Consider the following 13,810-nt stretch of genomic DNA (forward strand, 5'->3'; position numbering starts at 1 on the left):
TTTGCATCCAGTCTATCGCGGCACGGCGACGGTGTCAATCCTCTCATCCGATTGTCGCAGGGAGCGACAATCGGGCGCGGAAACGCCGCCGCAAGTGCAACATTGTCGCAGGGAGCGACAATCGGGCGCGGAAACGCCGCCGCAAGCGCAACATTGTCGCAGGGAGCGACAATCGGGCGCGGAAACGCCGCCGCAAGCGCAACATTGTCGCAGGGAGCGACAATCGGGCGCGGAAACGCCGCCGCAAGTGCAACATTGTCGCAGGGAGCGACAATCGGGCGTGACAATGACTTTCAGTATGCGCTCGATACGCAACAACAGCATGATTTTACCGACTAACGCGCATCCTAGATTTGTTGTGCAGGTTTCAATCTAACTATGAGATTAAACCATTGCCAAATTAGACTAAAAAAGATATGAAAAAGTGAGGAACGATAAAACATTTAGTGTTACAATGGTGGAGGTTTTGTTAACCATTCTCTCGAATCGTTATCAGAATTCGACAGCGAATGGTTTATGACATAAACGTTATCGCGTCTTCTAACGGAAGACGGAATACCGTTTATGCGTACATACAGCAAAACGAATCACAGATATATTGAACGCAAAACGGGAGGATGCTTGGATCATGAACATTCATGAGTATCAAGGCAAAGAAGTACTGCGTCAATACGGCGTCGCCGTACCGCGCGGCAAAGTGGCGTTTACCGTCGAAGAAGCCGTCGCTGCGGCCAAAGAACTAGGCGGTCCTGTTCAAGTCGTCAAAGCTCAAATCCATGCCGGCGGCCGCGGTAAAGCGGGCGGCGTCAAGATCGCGAAAAGTCTGGACGACGTCGCGAACTATGCGAAAGAGCTGCTCGGCAAAGTGCTCGTCACGCACCAAACGGGTCCTGAGGGCAAAGAAGTAAAACGCCTGCTCATCGAAGAAGGCTGCGACATCAAGAAGGAATACTACATCGGCGTCGTCGTCGACCGTGCTACCGGCCGCGTCGTCATGATGGGTTCCGAAGAAGGCGGCATGGACATCGAGGAAGTCGCTGCCCATTCCCCCGAGAAAATCATCAAAGTCGTCGTGGATCCTGCCGTCGGCTTGCTTCCGTTTCAAGCGCGCGCCCTCGCTAACGACATTAAGATTCCAGGTCCGCTCGTGGGCAAAGCGGTCGGGTTCATGCTCGCGCTCTATAAAGCGTTCGAGGACAAAGATTGCTCGATCGCCGAGATCAACCCGCTCGTCGTAACGGGCGACGGCAACGTCATGGCGCTCGACGCGAAGCTGAACTTCGATTCCAACGCGCTGTTCCGCCATAAGGACATCCTGGAGCTTCGCGACTTGGACGAGGAAGATCCGAAAGAAATCCAAGCGTCCAAATTCGACCTCAGCTACATCGCCCTCGAAGGCAATATCGGCTGTATGGTTAACGGCGCCGGCCTCGCGATGGCGACGATGGACATCATTAAATACTTCGGCGGCTCGCCGGCTAACTTCCTTGACGTAGGCGGCGGCGCGACGAAGGAGAAAGTAACCGAAGCATTCAAAATCATCCTTTCCGACGCGAACGTCAAAGGGATTTTCGTTAATATTTTCGGCGGCATCATGAAGTGCGACATTATCGCCGAAGGCGTCGTCGCTGCGGCTCGCGAGCTCGGTCTGGACCGTCCGCTCGTCGTACGTCTCGAAGGCACGAACGTTGCCAAAGGCAAAGAGATCTTGAACGCATCCGGCCTGAACATCGTCGCGGCCGACTCGATGTCCGACGGAGCTCAAAAAATCGTGGCGCTAGTGAAGTAACTAGGGAACCTACCGGGGAGTGTATAAATCATGAGTATTCTGATCGATAAGAACACCAAGGTGATCACCCAGGGCATCACGGGCGCGACGGGAGCGTTCCATGCCAAAGGTGCTTTGGAATACGGCACGCAAATGGTCGGCGGCGTGACGCCGGGCAAAGGCGGCCAGACGATCGATTTCGACTTGGAGAACGGCAAGAAAGTCACGTTGCCGATCTTCAATTCCGTGAAAGAAGCGGTCGCCGCTACCGGCGCTACCGCATCCGTAATCTACGTCGCGCCTCCGTTCGCGGCCGACTCCATCATGGAAGCCGTAGACGCGGAGCTCGACCTCGTCATCTGCATCACGGAAGGCATTCCGGTTCTCGATATGGTCAAGGTCACGCGTTACATGGAAGGCAAGAAAACGCGTCTAATCGGACCGAACTGCCCGGGCGTTATTACGCCGGGCGAAATCAAGATCGGCATCATGCCGGGCTACATCCACAAGAAGGGCCACGTAGGCGTCGTGTCCCGTTCCGGTACGCTCACGTACGAAGCGGTGCATCAATTGACGACCCGCGGCATCGGCCAATCTTCCGCTGTCGGAATCGGCGGAGACCCGGTCAAAGGCTCCGAATTCATCGACATCCTGAAGCTGTTCAATGAAGACCCGGATACGTACGCGGTCATCATGATCGGCGAAATCGGCGGCACGGCGGAAGAGGAAGCCGCCGAATGGATCAAAGCGAACATGACGAAGCCTGTCGTCGGCTTCATCGGCGGCGCTACGGCTCCTGCGGGCAAACGCATGGGCCACGCGGGCGCAATCATCTCCGGCGGCAAAGGAACGGCTGCCGAGAAGATCGCAACGCTCGAAGCGTGCGGCGTCCGCGTCGCTCCGACGCCTTCCGACATGGGCTCGACGCTTGTCGCCGTCCTCGAGGACAAAGGCCTGCTGGAAAAATGCAAAGGTTAATGTTATAGTAACAGCACAATAAGCACAAACGCTTTAACGGCAAGGCAAGCAGCCTTCCGCCCCCTCGGTTCGAGGGAGTGGAGGGCTTTTTGTCTTACGGGCGGGAAGAAAGGTCGGGAAAGACGATGGGTAACGATCATGCGTGGAAAGCGAGAAAGAATCGGCCGAGATTAACGCTAGAAGACGTCCGCAATTCCGGCATCACGAGAGGGCTGCTGCTTGCGCTGCACGAGGCCGAAGGAGTAGGGGATCTCGCGATTTGCCATGTCGTGCAATACGGGATCAACCATCCGTTGCGCCTGCGGAGCGACGTAGGTACGTTCCGGGAGCGGGATTGGAGGGAGATGGGGCTTGCTCCGTCTCAATGCGAGGCGGTCATCGCCAGCATCGGACCCGAAGCGCATCGGCGCCGCATCAGACGGTGCCGCGATCGGGGGATCGGAATTATGACGTTCTTGGACGAACGTTATCCGCCATTGCTTAGGGAAATCGCCGATCCTCCCTGGATCCTCTATTATAGGGGGAATTGGGAGCTGGCCCACAAGCCGGCGGTGGCCATCGTCGGCACGCGGCAAGCGACGGCGTACGGCCGTAAAATCGCGGAGGACCTCGCTGCCGGCTGCGCGCGGCGCGTTACGATCGTCAGCGGGCTGGCCAGAGGCATCGACTCCGCTGCGCATAGAGGAGCGCTGCGCGGCGAATGCCGCACGATTGCCGTGCTCGCTACGCCAGTAGACGTCTGTTACCCGCCCGAAAACCAACTCCTGTACGACCACATCGTCAAGGACGGCCTTATCCTATCGGAGACGCCGCCGGAAGCCGTGATCCACCCCGCTAAATTCCCGATGCGCAACCGGATCATCGCCGGGCTGTCGATGGGCGTCGTCGTCGTGGAAGCGGCCAGGCGGAGCGGCGCTCTCATTACGGCGGACCTCGCGATCGACTATGATCGGGACGTGTTCGTCGTTCCGGGGCCGATCAGCTCGCCTCGCAGCTCGGGAGCGCTCGAATACTTTCGGAAGGGTGCGGAGCCGGTGCTTGACGAGAGCGATATTTTCCAAGCTTATAAACATCGGTTGCCCAAGGAACGCCGCAACTCCCGCGCTTCCGATAAAGTAACGGAGCCGTATTCGAAGCCTCGGATCCTGTCGAATGACGAGCGGGCTATCTATGATTTGATAGCGGATCAGCCTCGTTCCATCGACGAGCTGGCGGAACAATCTGGCATGCAGTTTGGACTTTTACAATCGGTTCTGCTATCTTTAATGATAAAACGAACGATTCAGCAGCAACCCGGTTCTATATATAAGGTCCTCTAAAGTAGCCGATAGGCTTGCCGAGGCGGACTCGTCGACCGTAGGAGAGGAGGAATGGACGTGGCCGATTCACTCGTAATCGTGGAATCCCCGGCGAAAGCCAAGACGATCGGTAAATATCTCGGAAGCAAATATATCGTTAAAGCGTCCATGGGCCATATTCGCGATTTACCCAAGAGTCAAATCGGGGTAGAAGTCGATAACGACTTCCATCCGAAGTACATCACGATCCGCGGCAAAGGCAACGTGCTTAAGGAATTAAGAGACGCTAGCAAAAAGGTGAAAAAAGTGTATTTGGCGGCTGACCCGGACCGCGAAGGGGAAGCGATCGCCTGGCACCTCGCCCATTACTTGGAACTGGACGAGAAGGACGCCTGCCGCGTCGTATTCAACGAAATTACGAAGCAAGCGGTCAAAGACGCGTTCAAGACGCCGAGACCGATCGATATGGATCTCGTCAACGCCCAGCAAGCGAGAAGGGTGCTGGATCGCCTGGTAGGCTATAAGATCAGCCCGTTGCTCTGGAAGAAGGTCAAGAAAGGGCTAAGCGCGGGGCGCGTCCAATCCGTCGCCGTGAAGCTCATCTATGATCGCGAGAACGAGATCAAGGCGTTCGTCCCCGAAGAATATTGGAGCATAACCGCGCATCTGATGAAAGGGAAGAACGGCTTCGAGGCGAAGTTCCATGCGCTCGGCGGCGAGAAGAAGGAGCTCCGCAGCGAAGCGGAGGTGAAGGAAATCGTCGCGCTTCTGAACGGCAAACCGTTCGAAGTAGGAGAAGTGAAAGAGAAGGAGCGGATGCGCAATCCGTCCCCTCCTTTTATTACCTCTTCGCTGCAGCAGGAAGCGGCCCGCAAGTTGAACTTCCGCGCGTCCAAGACGATGCAGATCGCCCAGCAGCTTTATGAAGGCGTCGATCTCGGCAAAGAAGGCACGGTCGGCCTCATCACCTACATGCGTACCGATTCGACGCGGATTTCTCCCGTCGCGCAAGAGGAAGCCAAGGCATTCATCGAAGAACGCTACGGAGAGAAGTTCTATCCGGAGACGCCGCGAGTATATGTGAAAAAGAACGCAAACGCCCAGGACGCGCATGAGGCGATCCGCCCGACGTCCGTCCTGCGCGACCCTGAATCGGTTAAATCGTTCTTGTCTCGCGATCAACTGCGGCTTTACAAGCTTGTTTGGGAGCGTTTCGTCGCGAGCCAGATGTCGTCCGCGATACTCGATACGATGACGGTAGATCTATTGAACGGACCGGTAACGTTCCGGGCCAACGGGTCGAAGATGAAGTTTCCTGGCTTTACGAAGGTTTACGTGGAAGGCAGCGACGACGATACGCCCGACGAGGACCGTCTGTTACCGGCGCTTGCGGCGGGCGAGAGCGTTGCCGCGCAGCAGATCGATCCGAAGCAGCATTTCACGCAGCCGCCGCCGCGTTATACCGAAGCGCGTCTCGTACGCGCGCTCGAGGAGCTGGGCATTGGCCGTCCGAGCACGTACGCGCCGACGCTGGAGACGATTCAGAAGCGTTATTACGTCGCCATCGAAGAGAAGAAATTCGTACCGACGGAGCTGGGAGAACTCGTGGTCCAGTTGATGGAGGAGTTTTTCCCGGAAATTCTCGACGCCGAATTTACGGCGCATATGGAAGGCGATCTCGACCATGTCGAGGAAGGAACGCAGGAATGGGTCAACGTCATCGGCGATTTCTACAAGTCGTTCGAGAAACGGCTTGCCGTCGCCGAGGAAGAAATGAAAGAAGTCGAAATCCGCGATGAGCCTTCGGACGAAAATTGCGACAAATGCGGTAGTCCGATGGTGTATAAGATGGGCCGGTTCGGCAAGTTCCTGGCATGCTCCGGGTTCCCGGATTGCCGGAACACGAAGCCGATCGTGAAGGCGACCGGCGTCACTTGCCCGAAATGCAAGGAAGGGCATATCGTCGAACGCCGCAGCAAGAAGGGGCGCATGTTCTACGGCTGCGACAAATATCCGGAATGCGACTTCGTCTCCTGGGATAAACCGATCGCCAAGCCATGCCCGGAGTGCAGCGGCATGATGGTCGAGAAACGAGTGAAGGGCGATACGCAATATCATTGCACCGTCTGCACGCACTCGGAGGAAGCCGCGGAACCGGATGAAGCGGCCGAGGCGGATGTCGATTATTAAGGATTATTGAAGCAGAAGCAGAAAGAAGGTTTACGTTGTGAGCGTGGTTCAATCCGTGACGGTCATCGGCGCAGGTCTAGCCGGCAGCGAAGCCGCGTGGCAGATCGCCAAGCTGGGCGTCCCCGTCACTTTATACGAAATGCGTCCGGTGCGGCGCACGCCTGCGCACCATACGGACGGCTTCGCGGAGCTCGTCTGCAGCAACAGTCTCAGAGCGAACGGACTGACGAACGCCGTCGGCGTGTTGAAGGAAGAGATGAGAAGGCTCGACTCGCTCATCTTGGCGAGCGCCGACATGCATGCCGTACCGGCAGGCGGGGCGCTGGCCGTCGATCGCGAGGGTTTCTCCGGCGAAGTTACGCGCACGCTGAGGGAGCATCCTCTTATTACGGTGATCAACGAAGAGATCAAAGAAATTCCGAAGGACGGCATCGTCGTCGTCGCGACGGGTCCTCTTACTTCTCCGGAGTTATCGGAGAGCATAAAGCAGTTGATGGGAGAAGAATATTTCTACTTCTTCGACGCGGCGGCGCCGATCGTCGAGAAGGATTCGATCGATATGGATAAGGTGTATCTCGCTTCGCGCTACGATAAAGGCGAGGCGGCGTACTTGAACTGTCCGATGACGGAAGCGGAGTTCGACGCGTTCTACGAGGCGCTTACGACGGCCGAAGTGGCGGCGGTCAAAGAGTTCGAGAAGGAAATGTACTTCGAAGGCTGCATGCCGATCGAAGTAATGGCGAAGCGGGGCAAACAGACCGTGCTGTTCGGCCCGATGAAGCCGGTCGGTCTGATCGACCCGCGCACGGGGAAATTGCCGCACGCCGTTATCCAGCTTCGGCAAGATAACGCGGCCGGAACGCTGTACAACATCGTCGGCTTCCAGACGCACTTGAAGTGGGGCGAGCAGAAGCGCGTATTTTCGATGATTCCCGGTCTAGAGAACGCGGAATTCGTCAGATACGGCGTTATGCATCGCAATACGTTCATCAACTCTCCTAAGCTGATGTTGCCGACGTATCAATTCCGCGGACGCGAGACGTTGTTCTTCGCCGGCCAGATGACGGGCGTCGAAGGTTACGTGGAGTCCGCCGCGTCCGGGTTGATCGCGGGTCTTAACGCCGGACGGCTGGCGAAAGGCTTGGAGCCGCTGACGCTTCCGCAGCACACGACGCTCGGCAGCATGGCGCAATATATCACGACGGCCGATTTCAAGCATTTTCAACCGATGAACGCGAACTTCGGGCTGTTCCCGCCTTTAGGCTATCGCATAAGAAGCAAGAAAGAAAAGAACGATGCCATCGCCGCGCGGGCGTTGGAGAGCGTTGACGCATTAAGCGAGGAGCTTCGGGACACCAAGAGCAGCGACGTATCCGTTCATTAGAAGCAGCGGCAGCTTCCATCGGAGGCCGCTGCTTTGCCGCTTTATTCACGACGAATGCAAAATCGGGAAAGCTCCGAATAGAGGTGCATATGCCTCTAATCGCGCCGTTCCTCCAATCCCCGCCAATAAGGGTTTCATGCCTTTGACCCATGACGATATAAGATCAAGGAGGTATCATTCATGGATATGAGCTTTCACGCGACGACGATATGCGCGGTTCGACATAACGGCCAAGGCGCGATCGCGGGAGACGGTCAAGTGACGTTCGGCAATAGCATGGTCATGAAGAATAGCGCGAAGAAGGTTCGCCGGCTTTATCGCGGGCAAGTGCTCGCCGGATTCGCAGGTTCGGTCGCGGACGCGATCACGCTGTTCGAGAAATTCGAGGGCAAGCTCGAGGAGCATCACGGCAACCTTCAGCGCGCCGCCGTCGAACTTGCCAAGGAATGGCGCTCGGACCGCGTGCTGCGCCGTCTCGAGGCGATGATGATCGTCGTGGACGCGACGGGCATGCTGCTGCTATCCGGCAACGGGGAAGTGATCGAGCCCGACGACGGCATTCTAGCGATCGGTTCCGGAGGCAGCTTCGCTCTCGCGGCGGCGCGCGCGTTAGTGCGCCATGCGCCTGCGATGAACGCGAAAGATATCGCCAGAGCGGCGCTCGAAACCGCGGCGGAAATATGCGTGTTCACGAACGCCAACCTTGTCGTCGAAGAAATTTAACAGTCGGTTAGATCGAGCCCGACGTAGATTCATTTTTATCAAGGGTGAGTTAGATCGAGCCCGACGTAGATTCACTTTTATCAAGGAGGTATGGGTATGAACGATAAACTGACTCCCCGTCAAATCGTGGCGGAGCTTGATAAATATATCGTAGGCCAGAAATCGGCGAAGCGATCCGTCGCGGTCGCGCTTCGCAACCGTTACCGCCGCAGTTTGCTGCCCGAACAGTTGCGCGACGAAGTGGTGCCTAAGAACATTCTGATGATCGGTCCGACGGGCGTCGGCAAGACGGAAATCGCCCGGAGGCTAGCTAAGCTCGTACACGCGCCGTTCGTCAAAGTCGAGGCGACCAAATTCACGGAAGTCGGTTACGTCGGCCGAGACGTCGAGTCGATGGTTCGCGACCTCGTCGAAACCTCGATCCGCATGGTCAAGGAAGAGCGTACCGAGAATGTCAAGGACAAGGCGGAGCAAGCGGCGAACGAACGGCTCGTCGCGCTGCTCGTCCCCGCGCCGGTCAAGCAGAAAGCGCAGCGCAATCCGCTCGAGATGCTGTTCGGAGGCGCCAACGCGCCCGCCGATGAACCGGAGCCGGTCGATCCGAGCTTGCAGGATAAGCGCCGCGACATGAAGACGAAACTCGAATCGGGCGCGCTCGAGAAAGATATCGTCGAGATCGAAGTGGAGGATGCTACCCCCAGCATGCTCGATATGTTCGCCGGCCCCGGCCAAGAGCAAATGGGGCAGAACATGCAGGAGATGCTCGGTCAGTTCATGCCCAAGAAGCGCAAGAAGAGAAAGCTGACCGTCAGAGAAGCGCGCAAAGTGCTTACGGCCGAAGAGGCGACGAAGCTGATCGACATGGACGACGTCACTTCCGAATCGGTGCGCAGAGCGGAGCAATCGGGCATCATATTCATCGACGAGATCGACAAAATCGCCAGCAACGGGCGCGGCCAAGGGCCGGACGTCTCCCGCGAAGGCGTACAGCGGGATATTCTGCCGATCGTCGAAGGATCGACCGTCATGACCAAGTACGGACCGGTGAAGACGGATTACGTGCTGTTCATCGCGGCCGGCGCGTTCCATGTCGCCAAGCCATCCGACCTCATTCCCGAGCTGCAGGGCCGGTTTCCGATCCGCGTCGAGCTCAGCAGCTTAACGGACGAGGATTTCGTGCGCATCCTGACCGAACCGCAGAACGCGTTGACGAAGCAATATACCGCGCTGCTTCAGACCGAGGGCATCCAAGTGACGTTCACGGACGGCGCGATCGCGGAGCTTGCGCGGATGGCGCAGGAAGTAAACCGCAACACCGAGAATATCGGCGCGCGCAGACTGCACACGCTGCTCGAAAAGCTGCTCGAGGATTTATCGTTCGAAGCGCCGGAGCTGCAGCTCGAAGAGATGTCCATTACACCGGAATACGTTCGGGAGAAACTTGCGTCCATTGCAAGTAATCGCGATTTGAGTCAATATATTTTATAATCGAAGGGTTTTAATGTTTAATGTGTCTGTAACATCTAGGAGGATAATGAACTCATGACGCTGTTGATGAAAACCCGTACGTTGAATCGGCTGCTACAGAGAGCGGCGGGAAAGCCGCTCAGCTTCAGGGAGATGGCGGAAGGCTTGCGCGAGACGATTCAAGGCGACGTCTTCGTGGTCAGCCGGCGCGGCAAAATTCTAGGCGCCGCGCATTCCGCCGCTTTCCCGGACATGTGGCTTAGACAGGAGCATCCGGAGGAGCTGCGTTTTCCGGCGACGACGAACGAGCAACTGCTTCGCATCGGCGAGACGGCGGCTAATACGTCTGCAGAGGAAACGCTGTCTCCGGCCCACGCCGCGTTCGCGAACGGGGTCGTAACCATAGTGCCGATAATAGGCGGCGCGGACCGGCTTGGGACTCTGGTCCTAGCAAGAGAAGGCCATTCGTTCGGCGACGATGACCTGATTCTCGCCGAATACGGCTCCACGATCATCGGCATGGAGATTCTCCGCGAACGCGCGGAAGAGCGGGAAACCGAAGCGCGGAGCAAAGCCATCGTCTCCGTCGCGGTCAACTCTCTCTCTTTTAGCGAATTAGAAGCCGTCGAACAAATATTCGAGCAATTGGATGGCAAAGAGGGGCTGCTTGTCGCCTCCAAAATCGCCGACCGGGCAGGCATTACGAGATCGGTCATCGTCAACGCGTTAAGGAAGCTGGAAAGCGCCGGCGTTATCGAGACGAGGTCGCTGGGCATGAAAGGCACCTATATCCGCATTATGAACGTGCAGCTGTTGCAGGAACTGGAGCAACGCAAGAGCTAAAAATTTTATACCCTTAAAGCCTATTGAGCCCTATCTTCTATACGAAGATTAGGGCTTTATTCTTATTGTCACACGACCGCTTGTCATAGATGATGTTCTTAGAATTTTTTAATGTGTCACTACATGTAGATTTTTTAATCAAAGAACGAAATAGATGTCGATTAAAGCAGGAATTTATCGATATCATGTGGAATGTAAAAGAGAAGTTTGCAGAGTCATGTCAGTTTGTGCTCGGGAAAGAGGCGACGAGAATGAATTTATTAGGCGGAGTATCGTTTCAGCGCTTGGAGAGCGCATTAGGCGCAGCATCCTTACGACAAACCGTTTTGGCTAACAACATCGCGAACGTAGATACGCCGTATTACAAAAGATCCGATGTCGCGTTCGAGGAATTGCTGGCTCAAGCGATGGGTGGACGGAATAGTGCGCAAGCGCTTCCAGGCAAGGTGACGGACGCTCGCCATATTCCGATTAACGGTTCGTCGATGACTTCGCTGCCTGTACCGCAGGTCGTCGCGGAGAATTCAACGTCCATCAACAATAACCGCAACAACGTGGATATCGACAAAGAGATGGCGCTTTTGGCGGAAAACCAACTCAGATATAACCTACTTGTGCAGCAGATTAGCCATGAAGTCAAAATGATGAGAACCGGGATCGAAGGGAGAGGGTAATGAATGAAGCTTGGCGGATTTGATATAAGCGCTTCGGCCTTGACGGCCAATCGGCTTCGCATGGACGTTATCTCTTCGAACATCGCTAACGCGGAAACGACGAGAGCCGGGAGCGTCGACGGACAGTTCGTTCCTTACCGTCGCAAGATGGTCGTCGTCGAACCGTCGCAGACGCCGTTCAAGGACCTGTTGAACGCGCAGCTTAACGGATCGTCCGCTCAAGGCGTAAGGGTAACGAAGATCCAAGAGGATCAAACCCCTTTCAAGCAGGTGTACAACCCTTCCCATCCGGATGCGGACGCCAGCGGCATGGTTTATATGCCTAACGTAGACATCGCGAAGGAAATGGTCGACTTGATCTCGGCTTCGCGTTCCTACGAAGCGAACGTCACCGCGCTGAATGCCAGCAAGGCGATGTTCACCAAATCTCTCGAAATCGGTCGATAAAGTTAAGAGTTTCAATTGGATACAGAGAATACGGGAGGCGGCATGAATGATCTCGAACAATTTGATTACTCCGGTTAACCTGGGGTCCATGAACTCTTTGAATCCGGCGGAGCGCAAGACAACGCCGGCGGAAGCAACGGAAAGCTTCGCCTCGTTCCTGAAGCAAGCGATAGACGGTGTGGCCGCGCAGGAAGCGAACGTACATAAGGTCAACGACCAATTCATTATCGGACAGGCGGACGTGAACGACGTCATGATCGCCGCTTCCAGGGCCGAGCTTAGCCTGTCCTTAGTGAGTCAAGTGCGCAATAAGGTCGTAGAAGCCTATCAAGAAATTATGCGGATGCAAGTCTAATCGCGGCCATTCGACGGAGCTAGAACACAATGGGCGATTCGCTTGCAAACCGGCGTATCGCCTCGCGTGTTAATCGCAGGTGAGGTGACATTGTGAACGAGAAGTGGGCTAGGGTTCGAGAGAAGATGCTTGGCTTCTGGAACCAATACAATAAGAAGCAAAAGTGGGTACTAGCCTCTACGGCTGTACTTCTGCTTTTTGTCATTATATTTTTTACGAGTTATTTCACGAAGACGGAATACGCGGTTGCCTATTCCAATCTGGACGAGTCGGATGCGGCGGGTTTGATCCAATATTTGGACACGAACGGCATCAGTTATAAACTGAGCAGCGACGGGACGAGCATTTCCGTTCCGAGCGCGAAGCTCGCGGAAGTTAAAGTAGGGGCAGGCTCGCAAGGAATCGTGCAGAACGGCTCGGTCGGCGGCTTCGAAGAACTTAGCGGACAATCGTCCGGGATCGGATCCACGGATAAGGAATTCGAGGTCAAGCTTCGCAACGCGTTGAACGGAGAAATTCAACAGTTGTTGTTAAGCAAGCAAGGCGTCGCGAAGGTCAGAGCGGTCGTCACGCTTCCGGAGAAATCCGTATTCCTGAACGAATCCGATCGCGAGCAAGCGATCGCTTCCGTCGTCATGACCTTTAAGACCGGGTTTAGACCGAAACAATCGGATATCGACAGCTATTATAATCTCGTTAAATCCGCGGTTCCGAACCTGGATATCGAGAATATTACGATCAGCAGCAGCACGGACGGGGATCTGACGCCGTCCTCGGCGATCGGCGGCAATGGCGGCGTAGACGGAGATTTATTCGAGAGTCAGGCCGCGAAAAAAACCGCTTTCGAGAACGATCTTAAGCGGAACATCCAGCAGTTTCTATCTCCGATCGTCGGAATGGACAACATCGTCGTCAGCGTCATTTCGTCGCTTAACTTCGATAAGGTCGATTCGGTAGAGCAACTTGTGAAACCGTTGGACGACAACGACAACAGAGGCATTCCGATCAGCGAGCAAAATTCTTCGGAAACGTCGACCAGCACGGACGGCCAAGCCGGAGGCGTAGCGGGTGCGGGCGAGACCGACATCGCGAACTATCCGGGAGGATCGAGCTCGGGAACGTCCTCTTCGGAGAAGACGCAATCTACCATCAACTATGAAGTGAATCGCATTACTAATAATATCGTCCGCGGACCGTATAAAGTTAACGACCTTACGATAAATGTCGGAATTGATTCCGCGGCGATGACCGACGAGAAGCGAGAGCAGATCCAAGGCGCTCTCTACCGCAGCGTGCGCGTGCTGCTCGCCGAATCCGGACTCGAATTGACGGATCAGGCGCTGGCCGATCGCGTGTCGATCATCTCCCAAGCTTTCGAAGGAGATCAGACGGGCGCAAGCGGAGGCGTGGCTTCCTCCAGTCTCTTATGGGCAGGTATTGGATTGCTGGCGCTCGCGTTGCTCGGAGGCGGCGGGTACATTGTCTACAGTCGCCGCAAGAAGGCGGAGCGGGAAGCGGCGGAGCTTGCGGCCATGCCTCAGGTGGAATTGCCGACGATCGATCTCGACAATGTCACGAACGAGAGTCAAGTACGCAAACAATTGGAAAGTCTTGCCAAGCGCAAACCGGATGATTTCGTCAACCTTCTCCGGACTTGGCTTGTGGACGAATAGAGGTGGCAGG

The 13,810-nt window shown here is 55.9% G+C and carries 12 protein-coding genes; all 12 read left to right on the top strand.

What is annotated here, in order from left to right; all coding sequences use genetic code 11:
- The first annotated feature begins 628 nt into the window (after positions 1–628).
- Positions 629–1,789 (top strand): ADP-forming succinate--CoA ligase subunit beta, encoded by a 1,161-nt coding sequence (gene sucC / locus COHPA_RS0100810; RefSeq protein ID WP_027084288.1) that lies wholly within the window; start codon positions 629–631, stop codon positions 1,787–1,789.
- 30 nt (positions 1,790–1,819) lie between these two features.
- A complete protein-coding gene (gene sucD / locus COHPA_RS0100815) occupies positions 1,820–2,746 on the top strand; it encodes a succinate--CoA ligase subunit alpha (RefSeq protein WP_027084289.1) in 927 nt (308 codons plus the stop codon).
- 89 nt (positions 2,747–2,835) lie between these two features.
- The gene (gene dprA, locus COHPA_RS0100820) at positions 2,836–4,065 is read left to right on the top strand and encodes a DNA-processing protein DprA (protein WP_027084290.1); all 1,230 of its coding nucleotides are present in this window, start codon (positions 2,836–2,838) and stop codon (positions 4,063–4,065) included.
- A gap of 57 nt (positions 4,066–4,122) precedes the next feature.
- Positions 4,123–6,234 (top strand): type I DNA topoisomerase, encoded by a 2,112-nt coding sequence (topA, locus tag COHPA_RS0100825; protein WP_035119821.1) that lies wholly within the window; start codon positions 4,123–4,125, stop codon positions 6,232–6,234.
- 37 nt (positions 6,235–6,271) lie between these two features.
- Positions 6,272–7,618 carry an FADH(2)-oxidizing methylenetetrahydrofolate--tRNA-(uracil(54)-C(5))-methyltransferase TrmFO gene (gene trmFO / locus COHPA_RS0100830; protein ID WP_027084292.1) on the top strand — a complete coding sequence of 449 codons (1,347 nt, stop codon included), beginning with the start codon at positions 6,272–6,274 and terminating at the stop codon, positions 7,616–7,618.
- A gap of 180 nt (positions 7,619–7,798) precedes the next feature.
- On the top strand, positions 7,799–8,341 hold the full coding sequence (gene hslV / locus COHPA_RS0100835) for an ATP-dependent protease subunit HslV (protein ID WP_027084293.1): 543 nt from the start codon (positions 7,799–7,801) through the stop codon (positions 8,339–8,341).
- Positions 8,342–8,437: 96 nt separating this feature from the next.
- Complete coding sequence (gene hslU / locus COHPA_RS0100840; RefSeq protein WP_027084294.1) at positions 8,438–9,829, top strand: ATP-dependent protease ATPase subunit HslU; 1,392 nt, start codon at positions 8,438–8,440, stop codon at positions 9,827–9,829.
- Positions 9,830–9,883: 54 nt separating this feature from the next.
- On the top strand, positions 9,884–10,651 hold the full coding sequence (gene codY / locus COHPA_RS0100845) for a GTP-sensing pleiotropic transcriptional regulator CodY (protein ID WP_027084295.1): 768 nt from the start codon (positions 9,884–9,886) through the stop codon (positions 10,649–10,651).
- A 251-nt stretch (positions 10,652–10,902) separates the two neighbouring features.
- Positions 10,903–11,325 carry a flagellar basal body rod protein FlgB gene (gene flgB / locus COHPA_RS0100850; protein WP_027084296.1) on the top strand — a complete coding sequence of 141 codons (423 nt, stop codon included), beginning with the start codon at positions 10,903–10,905 and terminating at the stop codon, positions 11,323–11,325.
- Positions 11,326–11,328: 3 nt separating this feature from the next.
- Complete coding sequence (gene flgC / locus COHPA_RS0100855; protein WP_027084297.1) at positions 11,329–11,772, top strand: flagellar basal body rod protein FlgC; 444 nt, start codon at positions 11,329–11,331, stop codon at positions 11,770–11,772.
- Positions 11,773–11,818: 46 nt separating this feature from the next.
- Positions 11,819–12,127 carry a flagellar hook-basal body complex protein FliE gene (gene fliE / locus COHPA_RS0100860; RefSeq protein WP_027084298.1) on the top strand — a complete coding sequence of 103 codons (309 nt, stop codon included), beginning with the start codon at positions 11,819–11,821 and terminating at the stop codon, positions 12,125–12,127.
- Positions 12,128–12,219: 92 nt separating this feature from the next.
- The gene (gene fliF, locus COHPA_RS0100865) at positions 12,220–13,800 is read left to right on the top strand and encodes a flagellar basal-body MS-ring/collar protein FliF (protein ID WP_027084299.1); all 1,581 of its coding nucleotides are present in this window, start codon (positions 12,220–12,222) and stop codon (positions 13,798–13,800) included.
- Positions 13,801–13,810: the final 10 nt, after the last annotated feature.

Origin of the sequence: Cohnella panacarvi Gsoil 349, from assembly GCF_000515335.1 — a bacterium.
Classification (GTDB): domain Bacteria; phylum Bacillota; class Bacilli; order Paenibacillales; family Paenibacillaceae; genus Cohnella; species Cohnella panacarvi.